Source organism: Pseudarthrobacter sp. NPDC092202 (genome assembly GCF_044755505.1).
Classification (GTDB): Bacteria; Actinomycetota; Actinomycetes; order Actinomycetales; family Micrococcaceae; genus Arthrobacter.
Window position 1 is genome coordinate 1 of record NZ_JBIVRG010000011.1, and the last position, 20,288, is coordinate 20,288.

Consider the following 20,288-nt stretch of genomic DNA (forward strand, 5'->3'; position numbering starts at 1 on the left):
CGGTCCCATTCCGAACCCGGAAGCTAAGACCCACAGCGCCGATGGTACTGCACCCGGGAGGGTGTGGGAGAGTAGGTCACCGCCGGACACACATTGGTCGAGGCCCCAACCACCACGGTTGGGGCCTCCCACATTTAACACACCACACCCAAAACACGACCACGCGCCCATGCCACGCACCTGACGCCGAGGCCAGGGACGCATCAGCGCAGCACCCGACGCCGGTTTCAGGGGGATTCTCACTCACTCGATGTCGATTTCCCGGGTGATCCTCTCCCACTGAACGCCGGTTCCCCCGGGGCATGCAATTCCACCTCCTGCCGGCCCCCACCACCCACACCGTGAGCGAGAGCGTCCCGGGAAACCCGACATCAAGTGAGAGAGGGTGTGAATCTTCCCACGATGCGGCCGCCTGGGCTTCGCTCGTGATGCTCTGCGGGATGACTCCTCTAGAATTGATGAAGATGTACGGACTTCGAAGCGCTTGATTTCGGGTTGCGTAGGAAACGAAACACGGATACGAGCGGCTGCAGTTGCGCCAGTGGTCGGCTCACAACAGGAGGAATCCACATGGCTGAGCACAATGGCGGCAATCGCGGCGGGAATGACCGCGGCGGGTTCCGCGGCAATAACAATTCAGGCGGGGATCCCCGGGGTTTCCGGTCCCGCGCCAACCGTGACGGCGGCGACTCATCCGGACGTCCCTCCGGTGGTGGTGAGCGGAAGCCATTCGGCGACCGTGACCGTAAGCCGTTTAGCGGTGGTGGTGAGCGGAAGCCGTTCGGTGATCGCGATCGTAAGCCCTATGGTGATCGGGACCAGAAGCCTTTTGGTGATCGTCCGCGCCGTGAGGGCGAGGGCGACCGCCGCGGTTTCGGTGGTGGTGAGCGGAAGCCATTCGGCGACCGTGACCGTAAGCCGTTCAGTGGTGGTGGTGAGCGGAAGCCGTTTGGTGATCGTCCGCGCCGTGAGGGCGAGGGCGACCGCCGCGGTTTCGGTGGTGGTGAGCGGAAGCCGTTCGGTGATCGCGATCGTAAGCCCTATGGTGATCGGGACCAGAAGCCCTTTGGTGATCGTCCGCGCCGTGATGGCGAAGGGGACCGCCGCGGTTTCGGTGGTGGAGAAAACCGGAGGCCCTTCGGAGAACGCAGCGAGCGGCCCGGCCGCGGTGACCGCCAGGACCGTGCACCGCGCAGTTTCGATCGTGGCCCGGGCCGCGGGGACTCAGGTCCCCGTACCTTCGGCCGGGACCGGCAGGAAGACCGCCCCGTTCGCGAACCCAACGTCCGTGACCTCCGCAGCGCGAACCGTCCGGACCGGGAGAGGTCTCCGCAGATCGATGAGGACGTCACGGGCAAGGAACTCGACCGCGCCACCCAGCACCAGATCAAGACGCTCGAAGCAAAAAGCGCGGAATGGGTTGCCCGCCACCTGGTGATGGCCGGCCGGCTCATTGATGAAGAACCGGAACTCGCCTTCCAGCACGCCCTCGCTGCAAGCCGCCGCGGCGGCAGGCTGGCGGCTGTCCGGGAAGCCGTGGGCCTGACCGCCTACGCAGCCGGGCACTACGGCGAAGCCCTCCGCGAATTCCGCACCTACCGCCGCATCAGTGGCTCCAACGTCCATCTCCCAGTCATGGCCGACTGCGAGCGGGGACTGGGACGCCCTGACCGCGCCCTTGACGTTGCCCGGTCCGAGGAAGCCCAGGACCTGGACGCTCCCGGCAAGGCAGAACTCGCCATTGTGGCAGCAGGGGCCAGGACCGACCTTGGACAGCTGGACGCTGCGGTAGCCGAACTGGAAATCCCGCAGCTGGACATCAACCGGGCGTTCTCGTACAGCCCCCGGCTGTTCCGTGCGTACGCCGACGCCCTGGCTGGCGTGGGCCGCGACGATGAAGCCGAGAAGTGGCGGAAGCAGGCAGTGGTGGCTGAAAACGCGCTGGGACAAGGCGTGGATGAAGAGCCGGACATTATTGATCTCGGCTGGGACGAGGAGGAAGAAGCGAGGGAGGAAGCAGAGCGCCGCCGTCTCCTCGACCGTGCTTCGCAAGCGTCCGAAACTGCTCCCAAGGCTGTATCCGCTGAAGGTGCCCCCGCCGCGCAGGCCGCAGAGCTGCACGCAGCAGAGGCCACTGCGGAGTTGCAGGATTCTGAGCCGCAGGATGCGAGTATCGACGACCAGGAAGCTGACTACTTTGTTTCCGACGACGTCGAGTCTGACGAGGATTCGGTGGAACAGGACGAGCTGGAATCCGCCGGAGCGGACGCAGGCAGCGCCGCCGACGAACAGGATGACGCCGCCGAGCACCAGGACCGCCGGGAAGACTGAAGAATGGCCAACGTTCCCCTGATCTCCCTGTTCGATGCACTGCTGGCGGACCTGGACGGCGTGGTCTACGCCGGTCCGCACGCCATCCCCGGTGCCATTGAGTCGTTGAAGCAGCTCTCCGGCATCGGCGTGGGCCTGGGATACGTGACGAACAACGCGTCGCGTTCCCCGGCCCAGGTTGCAGCCCATCTCCGCGACCTGGGGGCGCCGGCCGAGGACCACCAGGTGGTGAGTTCCTCACAGGCCGCCGCGGATCTGCTCGCGTCCCTGCTGGCTCCCGGCTCGCGGATCCTCATCACCGGCAGCCCGGCCCTTGCCGCCGAAATCGAACTCGTTGGCCTGGTGCCGGTATACAGCCAGGATGAGGGCCCGGTGGCGGTTGTCCAGGGCTTCAATCCCGAGATCGGGTGGAAAGACCTGGCCGAAGCCACCTACGTGGTGAACGCCGGAGCACTGTGGGTGGCCACGAACACGGACATGTCCATACCGCAGGCCCGAGGCATTGCCCCCGGAAACGGAACGTTGGTGGCGGCTGTAGCGGCAGCCACAGGCCAAACGCCTCGCGTGGCCGGCAAACCGGAGGCCCCGCTCTTCCACTCCGCAGCCAAACGGCTTGGGGCCGAACGGCCGCTGGTGGTGGGGGACCGGCTGGACACGGACATCCTGGGCGGCAACAACGCAGGCTTCGCCACCGTGGCGGTGCTGACGGGCGTCGACACCCGCCAGACCATTCTGGCCGCCCGGGCCGCCGAACGCCCGGACTACATCATCAGCAACCTGGCGGACCTGCACCGGCCGTACCCCGAGGTGGAGCACCACGACGGCACCTACACCTGTGGCCTTGCTACGGCACGCGTGGCCAACGGCGCGGTGGGCATCATCGGCAGCCAGGACAACCTGGACTCCTGGCGCGCTGCCTGCGCTGCATGGTGGGCCGCGACGCCTGACGCCTCCACGCCCCAGGCTCCCGATCTGGTGTGGATGGATCACTAGACTGGTGCAATGACTGAGCTGACCGAACCGGAATCCGCAGCAGCCCAGCCTTCCCCGGACTGGCCCGGCCTCGGGGATGCGGAAGTGACGGACCCCGTGGTGGCACAGGCACTGGCGCGGCTTGGCACCCTTCCGCAGGTCCCGGTGTCCGACCACGAAAAGGTGTACAACGAACTCCACGATGAACTGCTGGCCGCGCTGAACACAGTTCCCAATGACAGCGCGCCCGCAGGTGCGGACCCGACGGGCGGCGCGGCCTGATGCCGGCACGCCTCGACCAGGCCTTGGTTGCCCGCGGTCTCGCGAGGTCCCGAACGCACGCAGCCGCCTTGATTGCCGAGGGCAAGGTCAGCTCAGCAGGCCAGGTCCTGGCCAAGGCGTCCCTGCAGGTGGACGAGGACAAGCCCCTTGAAGTCGACCACGACGAACGGGACACCTACGTAAGCCGGGCAGGGCACAAACTGGCCGGCGCGCTTGACGCCTTCCCGGAAGTCCAACCGGAGGGCAAGAGGTGCCTCGACGCCGGCGCCTCCACCGGCGGGTTCACGGACGTCCTGCTTCGGCGCGGGGCCGCGCACGTGGTGGCGGTCGACGTCGGACACGGCCAGCTGGTGCAGCGGCTGCGGGAAGATCCCCGTGTGGAAGTCCACGAGGGACTGAACGTCCGGTACATGTCGCCCGCGGACATCGGGGGCACGGCGGAACTCACCGTTGCCGACCTCTCTTTCATCTCCCTCACCCTGGTTGTCCGTCCACTCGCGGAATGCACCGAGCCCGGTGGGGACCTGGTGCTGATGGTGAAGCCGCAGTTCGAAATCGGGAAGGACCGGCTGGGACGGACCGGCGTGGTGACTTCCGAGCGGGAACGGCGCCTGGCGGTGGAGAAAGTAGCCAGGGCAGCGCTCGACGCCGGGCTCGACCTAAGGGGCCTTGCGCAGAGTCCGTTGCCGGGCCAGGACGGAAACGTTGAATACTTCCTGTGGATAAAACGCAGGATCAGCCAAGACCTGCCTAAGATCGAAGAGCGGGAGGCAGCGGCTGCTGCCTTGCTCGGACGAATCTGGCCGAACCACTAGAGAGCGGAACCTGATGAGCAGGCGTGTACTGGTCCTCGCCCATACCGGCCGCGAGGACTCGCTGAAGGCTGCGTGGGAAGCGTGCGCCCTCCTGCACGCCTCAGGCATCGTGCCGGTCATGCAGGAATCCGAACTTGCGGACATGGAGCGCTTCTTCGGACATCTTGCCCAGCCCGTGGAGGTCCTCCACGACCACGTCCAGCTCCCGGATGTTGAACTGGTGATGGTCCTCGGCGGGGACGGCACCATCTTGCGCGCCGCCGAACTCGTCCGGGAAGTGGACGTGCCGCTGCTGGGCGTCAACCTTGGCCATGTTGGCTTCCTGGCCGAAAGCGAGCGGGCGGACCTGGCCCAGACCGTCGAGTGGATCGCCAGCCGCGAGTACACGGTGGAAGAGCGGATGACCATCGATGTCCAGGTGTGGGTCCGCGGCCAGAAGATCTGGCACACCTGGGCGCTGAACGAAGCGGCCATCGAGAAAGCCAACCGCGAACGCATGCTCGAGGTTGTGACCGAAGTGGACGAGCGTCCCCTCACGTCCTTTGGCTGCGACGGCATCGTGCTGGCCACCCCCACCGGGTCCACGGCGTACGGCTTTTCGGCCGGCGGTCCCGTGGTCTGGCCCGAGGTGGAGGCACTGGTCATCGTCCCCATCAGTGCCCACGCACTCTTCGCCAAGCCGCTGGTGGTCTCGCCCCGTTCCAAGTTGGCTGTGGAAGTCCTTGGCCGGACGGATGCCCAGGGCGTCCTGTGGTGTGATGGCAGGCGCTCCGTGGACCTGCCGCCGGGTGCGCGGGTTGAGGTCACAAAATCAGCTACGCCGGTGCGGCTCGCGCGCACCCACCAGACGCCGTTCTCGGCACGGCTGGTCCGCAAGTTCGAGCTGCCGATCCACGGCTGGCGGGGACCTGTACCCAAAGCGGACGCCATCCACACCGGCCCCATACCCATTGTCAGGACCCCGCGGCCCATGCCTCCGCTCCAGGTGCCCCAGCCGGACCAGCCCGGCGACGACAACGATCCCACCATCGCAAAGTGAAGCCATGCTTGAAGAACTGAGAATCCGCGACCTTGGCGTCATCACCGACGCAACGCTGCCGCTCGGGCCTGGCTTGAGCGTGGTGACCGGCGAGACCGGTGCCGGCAAGACCATGGTGGTCACCGCCGTCGGGCTCCTCCTGGGCGCGCGCTCCGATGCCGGAGCCGTCAGGAGCGGCGCCAAGAGCGCCACCGCCGAGGCAGTGCTGAAGCTCGACGCCGGCCACCCCGCCATTGCCAGGGCCTTAGAGGCCGGGGCAGAGGCGGAGGAGTTCGACGGCGGCGCGGAGCTGATCCTCGCACGTCGCCTGGGCTCGGACGGCCGCAGCCGCGCCTTCCTGGGCGGCAGGGCCGCGCCGGTGGGTGTCCTCGCCGAAATCGGCGAGACCCTGGTAGTGGTCCATGGACAGTCAGACCAGATCCGGCTCAAGGGAACTGCTGCCCAGCGCGGTGCCCTGGACAAGTTTGCCGGCGACGCGCTGGCCGGCCCGCTGGCCGCCTACCAGGACCTTTTCAACCGCTGGAAGTCCAGCCAGGCCGAGCTGGACACCCTCCGCAGCGCCGCACGCGACAGGCTGCGCGAGGCTGAATCCCTGCAGAGCGCCCTCGCCGAAATAGACGAGGTTGATCCGCAGCCGGGGGAGGACGAAGTGCTCAAGGCGGAAGCGGTGAAGCTGGCCAATGTGGAGGAGCTCCGCATCGCTGCCAGCACGGCCCACCAGGCGCTTACCGCGGAGGACTTCGGCGACGAGGGGGATGCCACCACCCTGGTTGATGCCGCCAAACGGACGCTTGAACATGTGGCCGAGCACGACGCCGAGCTGGGCTCCGCGGCCGCCCGCCTGGCCGAGGTGGGCTTCCTGCTGAACGACATTGCCACCGAACTGGCCAGCTACCAGGCGGGACTGGACACAGAAGGCCCTGAACGGCTCGCGGAGATCGAGGAACGCCGGGCCGTCCTGGCCAAACTGGTCCGCAAATACGCACCGACCATTGACGAGGTCCTGGTCTGGGCGGAGAACGCCCGCGTCCGGTTTGATGAGCTGCAGGACGACTCCACCAGGATCGAAAAGCTGGACGCGGAAGTGGTCCAGGCAGAAGCAGACCTGAAGAAGCAGGCCGCAGCCATCAGCAAAATCAGGGCCAAGGCTGCGAAGGACCTCTCAGCCCGGGTCAGTGCGGAGCTGAAGGCGCTGGCCATGGCTGATGCAACCCTGGTCATCAACATTGAATCCGGTGGCCAGCTGGGGCCGCACGGCGCGAACGAGATCAGCTTCCTGCTGCAGCCGCACTCCGGTGCCCCCGCCCGGCCCCTTGGCAAAGGTGCCTCCGGCGGTGAACTGTCCCGCGTCATGCTCGCCATCGAGGTGGTTCTGGCAGCCGTGGATCCGGTCCCGACGTTCGTCTTCGATGAGGTGGATGCCGGAGTGGGCGGCCGCGCCGCCGTCGAGATCGGCCGCAGGCTTGCCATGCTGGCCCGCCATGTACAGGTGCTGGTGGTCACGCACCTGCCTCAGGTGGCCGCTTTTGCGGACCAGCACGTCACCGTCACAAAGACGTCCGTCCGGGGAGCCGACGGCGGAACCGCCACCGGGTTCACGTCCAGTGATGTCCGCCTCCTCGACGGGCCGGAAAGGGTCCGCGAGTTGGCCCGCATGCTGGCCGGCCAGGAGGATTCTGAGTCGGCGCAGGCCCACGCCCAGGAACTGCTGGACGACGCGAAACTCCTGCCCCAGGGGGCCTGAAAGCGGGCAGGGGGAGTGCCCGGCGTGCCGGCCGCCCCTTGATCGGCGGACGGCCGAAGGGCAGACTTTGACGTTTGGGGAACACTGCCGGCGATCCGTGGAAGGCTCAAATGATGATAAGCTCGAATTCCGTGGTGCAGCGATCAAATTCCCGTGTAAATTCCCGGTTCCCGGGTTCATCCAAGACGACCAAACACATCTTCGTAACCGGTGGTGTGGCGTCCTCGCTCGGTAAGGGACTGACGGCATCAAGCCTCGGCCACCTGCTGCGCGCACGCGGCCTGTCTGTGACTATGCAGAAGCTCGATCCCTACCTGAATGTGGATCCGGGCACCATGAACCCCTTCCAGCACGGCGAAGTCTTCGTCACTGACGACGGCGCCGAGACGGACCTGGACATCGGGCACTACGAGCGCTTCCTCGACGAAAACCTTGAGGGTTCGGCCAACGTGACCACGGGGCAGGTGTACTCCACCGTCATCGCCAAGGAGCGCCGCGGCGAATACCTCGGCGACACCGTCCAGGTCATCCCGCACATCACCGATGAGATCAAGCGCCGCATGCGCCTGCCGGCTGAGGGCAAGAATGCCCCGGACGTCATCATCACCGAAATCGGCGGCACCGTGGGTGACATCGAATCCCAGCCGTTCCTCGAATCGGCCCGCCAGGTGCGGCAGGACATCGGCCGTACCAACGTTTTCTTCCTCCACGTCTCCCTGGTCCCGTACATCGGGCCGTCCCAGGAGCTGAAGACCAAGCCCACCCAGCACTCTGTCGCAGCCCTGCGCTCCATCGGCATCCAGCCCGAAGCGATCGTCATCCGCTCGGACCGCGAAGTGCCCGATGCCATGCGGGAAAAGATCGGCCGGATGTGCGACGTCGACATCGACGCCGTGGTCAACGCCGCCGACGCCCCCAGCATCTACGACATTCCCAAGACCCTCCACACGCAGGGCCTGGACTCGTACATCGTGCGCGCCCTAGACCTGCCCTTCAAGGACGTGGACTGGACCAGCTGGGACAAGCTGCTCGAAGCGGTCCACAACCCCAAGCATGAGGTTGAGATCGCACTGGTGGGCAAGTACATCGACCTGCCCGACGCCTACCTTTCAGTGACTGAGGCCCTGCGCGCCGGCGGCTTCGCCAACGACACCAAGGTCAAGATCCGTTGGGTCCCGTCGGACGAATGCGAAACCCGTGAGGGCGCCGTTGCAGCGCTCGACGGCGTCGACGCGATCTGCGTCCCCGGCGGCTTTGGCATCCGGGGACTTGAGGGCAAGCTCGGCGCCCTGAAGTTCGCCCGCGAAACCAAGCTGCCCGTCCTGGGCCTCTGCCTGGGCCTGCAGTGCATGGTCATCGAATACGCCCGCAACGTGGTGGGCCTCGAAGGCGCGTCATCCAGCGAATTCGAGCCGGACTCCAAGTACCCGGTCATCGCCACCATGGAAGAGCAGCTGGAGTTCGTCGAAGGCCGCGGCGACCTGGGCGGCACCATGCGCCTGGGCCTCTACGAAGCAAAGCTTGATCCCGGATCCGTCATTGCCGAGACCTACGGCAAAACCACCGTCAGCGAACGCCACCGCCACCGCTACGAGGTCAACAACAAGTACCGCGACCAGATCGCAGCCGAAGGCCTGGTCTTCTCCGGCACGTCCCCGGACGGCAAGCTCGTTGAATTCGTCGAGCTGCCCGCGGACGTCCACCCGTACTACGTGGCCACGCAGGCGCACCCTGAGCTGAGCTCGCGTCCCACCCGGCCGCACCCGCTCTTCGCGGGCCTGGTCAAGGCAGCCCTGAACCACCAGAAGGGCTCCGACACGGCCGGGACCGCGGATGCCGGTGCAACCGAGGCCCTGCAGTCCGGTACGGTAGCCGCTAAGTAGTTCCAACAGAAAAAGGACGGCGCGATGCCCGGTACACCTGAAGCCACCCCTGCTGCGAAGCAGGTTTCGGATGCACCGAGCCCGCGCCGTCTTTTGTCTACCGAGAAGGTCTATGAAGGCCGGATCTGGGATGTGGTCAGCGACAGCTTCCAGCTGCAGGAAACGGGCGAAGCACTCACCCGCGACTACATCGACCACCCCGGTGCGGTGGCCGTCCTGCCCATGAACGCTGCCGGCCAGATCCTCCTCCTCAGGCAGTACCGCCATCCGGTGGGCATGGATCTCTGGGAGATCCCCGCCGGCCTGCTGGATATTGAGGGCGAGGACTTCGTGGTGGGGGCCGCCCGCGAACTCGCCGAGGAAGCAGACCTTGCCGCGGGAACCTGGAACGTCCTGGCGGACTTCTTCAACTCACCGGGATCTTCCAGCGAGGCCATCAGGATCTACCTGGCCCGGGACCTGATCGAGGTACCCCACCACGAACGCCACGAGCGGACGGATGAGGAAGCGGAGATCGAGTTCCACTGGATCAGCCTGGACGACGCCGTGGACTCGGTACTGGCCGGAAGGCTCCACAACCCGTCCGCCGTCGTCGGAATCCTTGCAGCCGCCGCCGCGCGCGCCAGCGGATTTGAGGGGCTCCGTCCCGCGGACGCACCCTGGCCTGCGCACCCCAGCCAGCGCTGATGGTGCCACCACCCTCCGCAGAACTGGCGTCCGCAGGGCCGGCTGTCGCCGAGGCGGCCCCGGCCGCGCCGGTCCGGGACGCAGCACCGCCCCCCTCCCCGCCCACGGCGGTTGACCGGGGCATTATCGACTACCTGCAGCACATGGGTGTGGAGCGCGGCCTGGCAACTAACACCTTGGCCGCCTACAAACGGGATCTCACCCGTTATGCCCGCTACCTGTCAGCGGCCGGCTGCACCCGTCCGGAGGACATTACCCGCCACCACGTCACCGGGTACGTCCGTGCGCTGACAGACGGGTCCGACGGCGGCTCCACCCTGGGCGTCAGGTCCGCCGCCAGGACCGTGGTCGCCGTCCGCGGCCTCCACAAGTTCTGGGCGTTGGAGGGCTTCACGCCCACGGATCCCGCCAGTGAAGTCCACCCGCCCATGCCTGGGAAGCGGCTGCCGAAGGCCATCAGCGTGGACGAAGTCACCCGGATCCTCGAAGCGGCCGGAACGGACACGGCAACGGGGCTGCGCGACCGGGCCCTCCTTGAATTCCTGTATTCCACCGGAGCGCGGATCAGCGAGGCCGTGGGCCTGGATGTTGACGACATCTCACTGGATGCTGAGGCGTCCGGCCCAGCCATCGTGCGGCTCTTCGGCAAAGGTTCCAAAGAACGGCTGGTGCCCCTTGGCTCCTATGGTGCCAGGGCGCTCGAAGCCTACCTGGTGCGGGGCCGGCCCCTGCTGGCAGCCAAGGGAAAAGGCACCCCGGCGCTGTTCCTCAACGCCCGCGGCGGACGGATCAGCCGGCAGAGCGCCTGGACCATCTTGAAGGCGGCGGCCGAAAAGGCAAACATCACCAAGGACGTCTCACCCCACACCCTCCGGCATTCCTTTGCCACCCACCTGCTCGAGGGCGGTGCCGACGTCCGCGTGGTCCAGGAGCTCCTGGGGCACGCCTCGGTGACCACCACGCAGGTGTACACCCTGGTCACGGCCGACACCTTGCGGGAGATCTATGCCGCCGCGCATCCACGGGCACTGGGCTGAGCATGGCTGCTGCGGTTGCCCTCTGTTTCCTGCTCCGGGAGGTTGACGGCGTCTCCCAGGTCCTGCTGGGGTTGAAGAAGACGGGCTTTGGGCGCGGAAAGATCGTTGGCATCGGCGGCCACGTGGAACCGGGCGAGAGCGACGCGGAAGCGGCAATCCGCGAGGTGCGGGAGGAAGCCGACGTCGTGCTCCGGCACGAGGACCTCCGGGACGCCGGAATCATCCGGTTCGTGTTCCCGGCCAAGCCGGAGTGGGACATGCACACGCGGCTGTTCACAGCCGTCCGCTGGGACGGCGAACCCACGGAAAGCGCCGAAATCGCACCGGCCTGGTTTGATACCGCAACCCTGCCTGCGGACCGGATGTGGCAGGACGCGGACCATTGGCTGCCGGTGGTGCTGGAAGGCGGGAAGGTCAACATCGTTGTGACCATGGACAACGACAACGAAGCCGTCGCCTCCTCCGAGAGCCTGCTGTCCTAGGCCCGTCAGGACCAGGACTGTCAACAGGAAAAACGACGGCGGCACGGCCACCTTGGAGGGTGGCCGCACCGCCGGGGCCAACAGGCCGTCGTCGTGCTTTCCGCAGGGGCGGAGCTTACCCCAGGTGCCGTTCCTCCGGACCAACGTATTCGCTCAGCGGACGGATCAGGGAGTTCGAGTCCAGCTGCTCCATGATGTGCGCCGTCCAGCCCGTGATCCGGCTGGCGACGAACAGGGGAGTGAACGTCTCGGTGTCGAAGCCCATCAGGTGGTAGGTGGGTCCCGCCGGATAGTCGAGGTTGGGCTTGATGGCTTTTGCCTCGTCCATGGCGGTCTCGAGCCCCTGGTACAAGCCCAGGAGTTCCGGCCGTCCGTAGTGCGCGATCATCTTGTCCAGGGCCGCCTTCATGGTGGGGACCCGGGAGTCGCCGTGCTTGTACACCCGGTGGCCAAAGCCCATCACCTTCTTCTTGTGGGCCAGGGCGTCCTCCATCCAGGCCTTGGCCCGCGCTGCCGCTTCTTCCAGCGATTCCTCCGGCCGGATGCCGATCTCGTCGAAGGTGTGCATGACAGCCTCGTTTGCCCCGCCGTGCAGCGGGCCCTTCAGGGCGCCGATGGCGCCCGTGACCGCTGAGTGCAGGTCCGAGAGCGTGGAGGTGATCACCCGCGCCGTGAAGGTTGAGGCGTTAAAGCTGTGTTCGGCGTAAAGGATCATGGAAACGTTGAAGGCCTCCACCACTTCGGGGACCTGTTCCTCACCGAAGGCCATCCACAGGAAGTTGGCCGAATAGCCAAGATCCTCACGCGGCTCAATGGCGGCTTGCCCGTGCCTGCGCCGCTGGTCATACGCCACCACCGCCGGCATCGCTGCGAACAGGTCCACGGCCTTTGCCATGTTGGCTTCCCGGGATGAATCCTCCGCCAGCGGATGCCTGGCACCCATGACCGAGGCCGCTGTCCGGCACACATCCATGGGGTGGGAGCTGGTGGGAAGGGCATCGATCACCTGCTTGACCACCGGGTCCAGGGCGCGGCCGGCGCGCTCCCGGGCGGTGAACTCAGCCAGCTGGTCCGCGGTGGGCAGCTCACCGTTCCAGAGCAGGTACGCGACTTCCTCAAAGCTGCACCGCGCCGCGAGCTCCTGGACCGGGTAGCCGCGGTACAGCAGCGAGTTGGTGTCCGGGTTGACCTTCGAAACGGACGTGTAGTCCACTACGACCCCGGCGAGACCTTTTTTGATGTCCTGTTCAGCCATGCTGAAACTCCCTTGTTCCTGTCGCCTTTCGGATGCCGGCCGCGGCCGGCGGTGGTCCTTTAGTGCTTTCCGGGGACCTGGAAATTGAAGACCCCGGTGTCAAAACGGTTGTAGGCCTCGTAGTCGACGAGGTCGTACAGCCGCGCACGGGTCAGCATGCTGCCAACCTGCGCCTCCTGCGTTCCCTCAGCCTTGATCGAGTCCAGCGTACGCTCAGCAGCGCCCATGGCACTACGGAGCAGGGTGACCGGATAGATCACCATGTTCACGCCCACTGCTGCCAGCTGGTCCACCGTGAAAAGGTCGCTCTTTCCGAACTCCGTCATGTTGGCCAGGATGGGCACGTCCACGGCATCGCGGATGGCCTGGAACTCGCTGAGGTCCTTCATGGCTTCCGGGAAAATCGCGTCGGCGCCGGCGTCCACGAGTGCTTTTGCCCTGTCCTGCGCGGCCGCCAGTCCGTCCGTGGCGCGGATGTCGGTGCGGGCCATGATCAGGAAGTTCGGGTCCCGGCGGGCATCCGCAGCCGCCCGGATGCGCTTGGTGGCCGTCTCCAGGTCCACTACGTTCTTGCCGTCCAGGTGGCCGCAACGCTTGGGGTTGAACTGGTCCTCGATGTGCAGTCCTGCCAGGCCGGCGTTCTCAAGTTCCTGCACGGTGCGCGCCACGTTCATCGGCTCACCGAACCCGGTGTCTGCGTCCACGATGGCGGGCAGGTCCGTCATGCGGGCAATCTGCCCGGCACGGGTGGCAACCTCGGTCAGGGTGGTCAGTCCGATGTCCGGGAGGCCGAGGTCGTTGGCCAGCACCGCGCCGGAGATGTACACCCCGGCGAACCCTTTTTCCTCGATGAGCCGGGCCGAGAGCGGGTTGAAGGCGCCCGGGAACTGCCCGATGGTCCCGGAGGCGAGGAGCTCGCGGAACCGGAGCCGCTTCTGCTCAGGGGTGGTCTTCGAGTACAGCACTAGAAGAGTCCCTTCGGTGCGGCGTTGAGGTCGATGACGCCGGAGGCGGCGGTGATGTTCAGCTGGTCCAGCTCGCCGGCGGCGAGTTCCGGCAGGCGTTCGACGGCGGCGAGGAACCTTTCAATCTCGGCCTCCTCCACAAGTCCGGCGGCGAGGGTGCGGAACTTATTGATGTACTGCTCGCGGCCAAAGGGCCTGGCACCGAGGGGGTGGGCGTCGGCAACCGCGATGCTGTCCTTGATGACCGTGCCGTCCGTCAGGGTGATCTCCACCGAGCCGCCAAACGCCTTTTCGGCAATGTCCAGGGAATGGTAGCGGCGGGTCCACTCGGGGTCTTCCTCGGTGCTGACCTTCTGCCACAGGTCAACAGTGTCCGGCCGTGCGGCGCGTTCCGGGGAGTAGGAGTCCACGTGGTGCCAGGACCCGTCCTGCAGGGCGACCGTGAAGATGTACGGGATGGAGTGGTCCAGCGTTTCCCTTGAGGCGGTGGGGGAGTACTTCTGCGGATCATTGGCGCCGGAGCCGATGACATAGTGCGTGTGGTGGCTCGTTTTGATCAGGACGGACTTCACGTTGGCCGGGTCCGTGGCCTCCGGATGTTCGCGGTTCAGTTTCCGGGCAAGGTCGATCCAGGCCTGTGCCTGGTACTCGGCGGAGTGTTCCTTGGTGTAGGTGTCCAGGATGGCCCGCTTTGCTTCCCCGGCCTCCGGCAGCGGCACCAGGTAGGAGGCGTCCGGGCCGTCCAACATCCACGCGATGACTCCGTCCTCGCCCTCGTAGATGGGAACGGGAGAGGTCTGCCCGCGCATGGCACGGTCTGCGGCCTCAACGGCCATCTTTCCCGCGAAGGCAGGAGCGTGCGCCTTCCAGGTGGAGATCTCGCCCTTCCGCGACTGCCGCGTGGCGGTGGTGGTGTGCAGGGCCTGGCCGACGGACTGGAAGATGGTTTCGACGTCGAGCCCCAGCAGGGTGCCGATGCCGGCCGCTGCCGACGGGCCAAGGTGGGCCACGTGGTCGATCTTGTGCTTGTGCAGGCAGATGGCCTTGACCAGGTTCACCTGGATCTCGTACCCGGTGGTGATGCCGCGGATGAGCTCCTGTCCGCTGGAACCGGTGTGCTGGGCAACAGCCAGGATCGGCGGGATGTTGTCCCCTGGATGTGAGTAGTCGGCGGCCAGGAACGTGTCATGGTAGTCCAGTTCCCGCACGGCAACCCCGTTGGCCCACGCCGCCCATTCCGGTGACACGCGCTCGCCAATGCCGAAGACCTTGGCCCCCTGCCCGCCGGTGCTGGGGCCGTGTGCCAGGGCCTGGGCGCGGGCCGCCACAATCGGTGCCCGGTTCAGGGAAGCGATGGCCACGGACGCGTTGTCGATGACCCGGTTGATCACCATGTCGGCCACCTCGGGCGTTACCGGGACGGGATCGGTGGCCACCTTGGCGATCTTGTAGGCGAGCTGCTCCTCGCGGGGCAGGTTTTCCTCGCTCTTGTAAACCCGGACGTGGTGTTCCTTAACCATGGTGCTCCTTGTGGTGGGGTGTGTGCGTGTTCTTGACGTGCGAAAGGCTTCGGTGCAGGTGGAGGATGGTGGCGGCCTCGGCCAGCCGGGGATTCCGGGCGGCGATCGCTTCGGCGATGGCTGCGTGCTCGGCTGCCGCGGCCGTGAGCCGCTGGGCATCGTCGGCCGCGAGGCGGCGCACGCGCACCAGGTGCACCCGCAGGCCGCGCATGGCCTGTGCCAGGTAGGAGTTGGACACTGCGGCATCGATGGCGGCATCCAAACGCCCGGCAAGATCGTAGTAGGCATGCCGGCCGGGGTCGCTGCTCTCGATAAGGGCCGGGGCCTCGACCAGCTCCTTGTGGAGCTGGAGGAAGACGCCAGGGTCCCCGCGCTCGGCTGCCAGGGCGGCGGCCTTGCTTTCAAGGGTTTCGCGCAGCTCGAAGAGTTCGTCGATGTCATCGAGCGAAACGTCGGTGACGACGACGCCTCGGCTGCCCGCCGTCGTCGTGAGCCCTTCGGCGGTAAGCCGGCCCAGCGCCTCCCGCAGTGGAGTCCGTGAAACGCCGAGGCGTTCGGACTGCTCCACCTCAGCAAGCACCGTGCCCGGGAGGAGGCGCCACTCGGTGATGTCGTCGCGTAGCGCGGCGTAGGCCCTGTCACTGGCGCGCATCGTTGCCTCCTTCGGTATCGAACCCCCTCAGTGTATACAGAACTTCCCCTTATTCCAATGAGAACCTTGCTGAATGCATATTCGGGCAGTCTGTGTATACATAAAGCCTTGTTTCGCCTTCGTGTTCCCCGCTAGCATGTCCCCTACACAACGTCGTGGATGGGAAGTGCTTCATGGTCACCAGCAGCTATCGGGACAGCTACGAACAAAGCCTCGGGAAGCCGGGCGAGTTTTGGCTCAATGCCGCCGCCAAGGTTTCCTGGTCGGTGCCGCCCCGGCGCGCCCTCGACTCAAGCCGGGCTCCGCTCTTCACCTGGTTCCCTGACGGCGTCCTCAATACCTCCTACAACGCCCTTGACCGCCACGTGGAAGCCGGCCGGGGGGACCAGGACGCGCTGATCTACGATTCCGCCATGCTCGGCACCCGCCAGCGCTTCACCTACACGGAACTCACCCGGCTGGTGGCACGCTTTGCCGGCGCCCTCCGCAACCGCGGTGTTGGCAAGGGGGACCGCGTCGTGATCTATATGCCGATGATTCCCGAGGCTGCCATCGCCATGCTGGCAACAGCGCGTCTTGGAGCCGTCCATTCGGTGGTCTTCGGCGGGTTTGCCCCGAAGGAACTTGCAGCACGCATCCGCGACGCCGCTCCCGCCGTCGTGGTCACGGCTTCCGGAGGAATCGAGCCGTCCCGCCGCATTGAGTACCTCCCCGCCGTCGCGGAAGCCCTTGAACTTGCTGGGGTACCGGACCTTCCCGTAATCGTCCGGGCACGTGACGGGTTCGCCAACACGGCGACGGGCCGCGGCTGGCATGACTGGGACTTGGAAATGGCCGTTGCGGAACCTGCCGCCCCCGTGGACGTCGCGGCCACGGACCCGCTGTACATCCTCTACACCTCAGGCACCACCGGGACGCCCAAAGGCGTGGTGCGGGACAACGGCGGCCACGCCGTCGCGCTCAGCTGGACCATGGAAAACATCTACGACGCCGGTCCCGGGGACGTCATGTGGACCGCGTCGGATGTCGGCTGGGTGGTAGGGCACTCCTACATCGTCTACGGCCCCTTGCTTGCCGGTGCCACCACTGTCCTCTATGAGGGCAAGCCGGTTGGAACGCCTGATGCCGGCGCGTTTTGGCGGGTGATCCAGGAGCACGGGGTCAACGTCTTGTTCACCGCCCCCACAGCGCTGCGGGCCATCCGGAAGGCAGACCCCGGGGCGGACCTGCTGCGGAACTACGACGTCTCCAGCCTGCGCACGCTTTTCACGGCGGGGGAGCGGCTGGACACGGACACGTTCCACTGGGCCTCCCGGTCGGTTGGCGTTCCTGTGGTGGACCACTGGTGGCAGACGGAAACGGGCTGGGCCATCTGCGCCAATCCCCGCGGCCTGGAAGAACTGCCCATCAAGGCAGGTTCGCCCAGCGTCCCGATGCCGGGGTTCAGGCTCAGCATCGTGGACGGCCTTGGCGGGGAGGTGGCACCCGGCACGGAGGGGAACATCGTGCTCGGGCTGCCACTGCCGCCCGGGACCCTGGCCACGCTTTGGGGCGACGACGAACGGTATATCTCCTCCTACCTGCAGGCTTTCGAGGGGTGCTACGCCACCGGCGACTCCGGCTACCGGGACGCGGAAGGCTACGTGTTTGTCATGGGGCGGACCGATGACATCATCAATGTTGCCGGGCACCGGCTGTCCACGGGCGCCATGGAACAGGTCATCGGGCAGCATCCGGCCGTCGCCGAGTGCGCGGTGATCGGCCTGGCCGACCCCCTGAAAGGCCAGCGGCCCAGCGGCTACGTCGTGCTCAAGTCCGGGGTCGAGGTGGCCGAGGACATCCTGGCCAAGGACCTGGTGGCGATGGTCCGGCGGGACATCGGCGCTGTTGCGGACTTCAAGCACGTGACGGTGGTAGATGCCCTGCCCAAGACCCGGTCCGGGAAGATCCTCCGCAAGACCATGCGCCAGATTGCCGACGGCGAGGAGTACACGGTGCCGTCTACGATCGAAGACGCCGGGGTGATCGACCAGCTGATCGGGAGCCTACGTCCCGGCGGCAGCGGAAACTAGCAGCGGCGACTAGCGGCGGTGGCCTTAGCCAGCAGCTGGGTCAGCGCCCACTCCAGCGGTACTCGTTTTCCGGCCTGCCCGGTGTCCCGTAGCGGGCTGTCCTGGAGACCGTGCCGGCGTCCGCCAGGTACTCGAGGTAGCGGCGGGCGGTGACACGGGACATGCCCAGGGCGTCCATGACTTCCGTGGCGGACACGGCGACGCTGTGTTGCCTGACGAACTCCTGCACCGAGCCCAGCGTGGATGCGGAGAGGCCTTTGGGCAGGGGCAGTTCCGACGGCGCCCGCAGGCTTGCGAAAGCCTGGTCCACTTCGCTTTGGGATGCTCCGGCTTTTCCCGAGCCGGCGTCCGGGCCCGCGAGCTGCTGCCGGAACTGCCGGTAGCTTTCCAGCTTGTCGGCGAACGTGGCGAACGTGAACGGCTTGATCAGGTACTGCACCACCCCGATGGCCACGGCGCTCCGGACGATGGCCAGCTCCCGGACGGCGGTGATGGCGATGATGTCGGCCAGGATTCCCGCCGCCCGCATCCGCCGCGCAATGTCCAAGCCGTGGAGGTCCGGCAGGTTCATGTCCAGGAGGACCAGCTCCACCGGGTTGCCCGCCGCAGAGAGCTCACCGAGCAGCCGGAGGGCGGACTGGCCGTCCGGTGCGCTTCCGGCAAGCTCAAAGCCCGGCAGCCGCCCGATGTAGGCTGCGTGCGCCGCCGATGCGATGGCCTCGTCCTCAACGACGAGGACCCGGATGTTGCTCACGGTCTGTGCTCCTTCTGCGGGGACGCCGCCGCGGGTAGGAATACTTCGAATTTCGCTCCGCGCCGTCCGTTAATGGTCAGGGTACCGCCCAGACGCTGCACTGCCTGCCGGACCAGCGCCAGCCCGATGCCGCGGCCGCCGGGCCCGGAAGGCTTGGTGCTGAAGCCGTGCCGGAAGATGCGATCCGCGGACTGGGCGTCCAGGGCGGCGCCGGAATCGTGGACGGCGATGTCCAGTCCCTCCTCATCCGATTCCACGGTCAGCTGCACGCGCCGGGGCGGGGGACCGTCCGCAGCCGCATCGATGGCATTGTCCAGCAGGTTTCCCAGGATTGTCACCAGGTCCTGCACGGCTACCCCCGCCACCGTACCGGAACCCAGCGTGGCAACGTCCAGCTGGACCCCGCGTTCGTGGGCTTCAGCCACCTTGCCCATGACCAGTGCGCCAAGGACGGGTTCATCAACGGAACTGACCATGTCATCGGTCAGCTGCTGGCTCAGTTCCAGGTCCCGGGTGGCAAAATCCAGGGCTTCCTGCGTACGGCCCAGCTCCAGGAGCGAGACCATGGTGTGGAGCCTGTTGGCGTGCTCGTGGGTCTGGGCGCGGAGGGCTCCGGACAGTGTCCGCATGGTTTCCAGTTCGTTGCCCAGTGCCTCGATTTCGGTACGGTCGCGCAGCGTTGCCACCGTACCGTAGACGGGTGTCCTGCCGCGGGTCCCCGGAGAGCCTGGCGCCCTTGCCGGTCCCTGGTTGACCACCAGCACACGGGAACCCGTAAGGATGATTTCGTCCTTGGCGGGCCGTCCGGATTCGAACAGGTCCCGGAGTTCCTCCTCGAGCGGCAACTCCGCCAGCGACGGCGGCATGGTTGGGTCCTTGCTGCCGGCACCTTCGAGGCCCAGCAGTTCCCCCGCCTGGTCGTTGTACATGACCACGCGCCCCTTCGTGTCGATGAGGATCAGGCCTTCGCGCACCGAATGCAGGACGGATTCGTAGTAGGCAAACAGCTGCGAGAGCTGCTCCGGCCCCCAGCCACGGGTCACGCGTCGGAGGTACCGGCCCAGGAACCAGGATGCCAGCGAACCTCCCACCAGCAGGGCGAGGCCAATCGACAGCAGGGCAGGCAGGCGTCCGGCAAAGGCGACATCCACCGTACGGACCGTAACGCCCACGGCCACCAGTGCCTTCACCTCGCCCGCCTGGTCCTTGACCGGAACAATGGTCCGCACCGAGGGGCCCAACGTCCCCGCCGTCACTTCGGTATGCTGCCCGCCCTGCAGCGCGGCGTCGATGGAGCCGATGTACGGCCGGCCGATTTCCTCGTCCCGCGGATGCGTCCACCGCGTCCGGTCCGGGGCCATGATGGTGATGAAGTCGACGTCGGCCTCCGCCATGACGTCCCTGGCGTAGGGCTGGAGCGTCCCCGTCGGGTCCGGGCTGGAGGCCGCATCCAGCACCAGGGGGCTGGCCGCGATGGCTGCGGCAATCCCCGCCATCCGTTGGCCGGCTTCATCGTAGGTACGGTCCCGGGCATCGACGAACGTCGCCGAACCGACGATGGCGATAAACACCACCACGATCAGCAGGTTCGCCACAAAAAGCCGGCGGGCGATGCTCCAGGGGTGGATCATGTGTACCTCCCGACGCCCTTCCGGTGCAATCCTGTGGAAATCCCGTGCGCCACGACCAATTTGAACGGCACCGCGACCAATATGAACGCAACGGTGAGCTGGGTCACGGCGTACCCAATGATGGATATCACACCGGAGGACGCGTAGAGCCCAAAGAATGTGCCGCA

The 20,288-nt window shown here is 66.5% G+C and carries 17 protein-coding genes and 1 rRNA gene; 12 read left to right on the forward strand and 6 right to left on the reverse strand.

What is annotated here, in order from left to right; translation table 11 throughout:
* From rrf to ACIQF4_RS15570, 11 genes are all read left to right on the forward strand, one after another.
* Nucleotides 1–88, forward strand: a 5S ribosomal RNA gene (rrf, locus tag ACIQF4_RS15520); the annotation flags it as partial.
* 482 nt (nt 89–570) lie between these two features.
* Entirely contained in the window at nt 571–2,331 is a 1,761-nt protein-coding gene (locus ACIQF4_RS15525; RefSeq protein WP_400517372.1) for a hypothetical protein, read from the forward strand.
* 3 nt (nt 2,332–2,334) lie between these two features.
* On the forward strand, nt 2,335–3,324 hold the full coding sequence (locus ACIQF4_RS15530) for an HAD-IIA family hydrolase (protein ID WP_400517373.1): 990 nt from the start codon (nt 2,335–2,337) through the stop codon (nt 3,322–3,324).
* Nucleotides 3,325–3,333: 9 nt separating this feature from the next.
* Nucleotides 3,334–3,585 carry a hypothetical protein gene (locus ACIQF4_RS15535; protein WP_350002149.1) on the forward strand — a complete coding sequence of 84 codons (252 nt, stop codon included), beginning with the start codon at nt 3,334–3,336 and terminating at the stop codon, nt 3,583–3,585.
* Nucleotides 3,585–4,400, forward strand: a complete 816-nt coding sequence (locus ACIQF4_RS15540) for a TlyA family RNA methyltransferase (RefSeq protein ID WP_350002150.1) — start codon at nt 3,585–3,587, stop codon at nt 4,398–4,400. Before ACIQF4_RS15535 ends, ACIQF4_RS15540 begins: the two co-directional genes overlap by 1 nt.
* A gap of 13 nt (nt 4,401–4,413) precedes the next feature.
* Nucleotides 4,414–5,439 carry an NAD kinase gene (locus ACIQF4_RS15545; RefSeq protein WP_400517374.1) on the forward strand — a complete coding sequence of 342 codons (1,026 nt, stop codon included), beginning with the start codon at nt 4,414–4,416 and terminating at the stop codon, nt 5,437–5,439.
* Between the two features lie 4 nt (nt 5,440–5,443).
* On the forward strand, nt 5,444–7,183 hold the full coding sequence (gene recN / locus ACIQF4_RS15550) for a DNA repair protein RecN (RefSeq protein ID WP_400517375.1): 1,740 nt from the start codon (nt 5,444–5,446) through the stop codon (nt 7,181–7,183).
* A 113-nt stretch (nt 7,184–7,296) separates the two neighbouring features.
* Nucleotides 7,297–9,066, forward strand: a complete 1,770-nt coding sequence (locus tag ACIQF4_RS15555) for a CTP synthase (RefSeq protein WP_400517399.1) — start codon at nt 7,297–7,299, stop codon at nt 9,064–9,066.
* A 24-nt stretch (nt 9,067–9,090) separates the two neighbouring features.
* On the forward strand, nt 9,091–9,753 hold the full coding sequence (locus ACIQF4_RS15560; protein WP_400517376.1) for an NUDIX domain-containing protein: 663 nt from the start codon (nt 9,091–9,093) through the stop codon (nt 9,751–9,753).
* Nucleotides 9,753–10,790 (forward strand): site-specific tyrosine recombinase XerD, encoded by a 1,038-nt coding sequence (gene xerD, locus ACIQF4_RS15565; protein WP_350002154.1) that lies wholly within the window; start codon nt 9,753–9,755, stop codon nt 10,788–10,790. The genes ACIQF4_RS15560 and xerD overlap by 1 nt, the downstream gene beginning before the upstream one ends.
* A gap of 2 nt (nt 10,791–10,792) precedes the next feature.
* On the forward strand, nt 10,793–11,272 hold the full coding sequence (locus ACIQF4_RS15570; protein WP_400517377.1) for an 8-oxo-dGTP diphosphatase: 480 nt from the start codon (nt 10,793–10,795) through the stop codon (nt 11,270–11,272).
* A gap of 115 nt (nt 11,273–11,387) precedes the next feature.
* On the opposite strand, the gene ACIQF4_RS15575 is transcribed toward ACIQF4_RS15570, so the two are convergent.
* Genes ACIQF4_RS15575 through ACIQF4_RS15590 form a run of 4 tightly spaced genes read right to left on the reverse strand, consistent with a single transcriptional unit; the run spans nt 11,388 to nt 15,664 of the window.
* Complete coding sequence (locus ACIQF4_RS15575) at nt 11,388–12,527, reverse strand: bifunctional 2-methylcitrate synthase/citrate synthase (RefSeq protein ID WP_400517378.1); 1,140 nt, start codon at nt 12,525–12,527, stop codon at nt 11,388–11,390.
* 59 nt (nt 12,528–12,586) lie between these two features.
* Complete coding sequence (gene prpB, locus ACIQF4_RS15580; RefSeq protein WP_400517379.1) at nt 12,587–13,492, reverse strand: methylisocitrate lyase; 906 nt, start codon at nt 13,490–13,492, stop codon at nt 12,587–12,589.
* The gene (locus tag ACIQF4_RS15585) at nt 13,492–15,012 is read right to left on the reverse strand and encodes an MmgE/PrpD family protein (protein WP_350002158.1); all 1,521 of its coding nucleotides are present in this window, start codon (nt 15,010–15,012) and stop codon (nt 13,492–13,494) included. Before ACIQF4_RS15585 ends, prpB begins: the two co-directional genes overlap by 1 nt.
* Nucleotides 15,005–15,664: a GntR family transcriptional regulator gene (locus ACIQF4_RS15590; protein ID WP_400517380.1), complete on the reverse strand. Its 660-nt coding sequence runs from the start codon at nt 15,662–15,664 to the stop codon at nt 15,005–15,007. Before ACIQF4_RS15590 ends, ACIQF4_RS15585 begins: the two co-directional genes overlap by 8 nt.
* Nucleotides 15,665–15,837: 173 nt before the next feature.
* Between ACIQF4_RS15590 and ACIQF4_RS15595 the strand changes: the two genes are divergently transcribed.
* Nucleotides 15,838–17,736, forward strand: a complete 1,899-nt coding sequence (locus tag ACIQF4_RS15595) for an AMP-binding protein (RefSeq protein ID WP_400517381.1) — start codon at nt 15,838–15,840, stop codon at nt 17,734–17,736.
* Between the two features lie 40 nt (nt 17,737–17,776).
* Here ACIQF4_RS15595 and ACIQF4_RS15600 read toward each other — a convergent pair whose 3' ends face one another.
* Nucleotides 17,777–18,490: a response regulator gene (locus ACIQF4_RS15600; RefSeq protein WP_231456504.1), complete on the reverse strand. Its 714-nt coding sequence runs from the start codon at nt 18,488–18,490 to the stop codon at nt 17,777–17,779.
* Entirely contained in the window at nt 18,487–20,121 is a 1,635-nt protein-coding gene (locus ACIQF4_RS15605) for an ATP-binding protein (protein ID WP_400517382.1), read from the reverse strand. The genes ACIQF4_RS15600 and ACIQF4_RS15605 overlap by 4 nt, the downstream gene beginning before the upstream one ends.
* Nucleotides 20,122–20,288 lie beyond the last annotated feature (167 nt).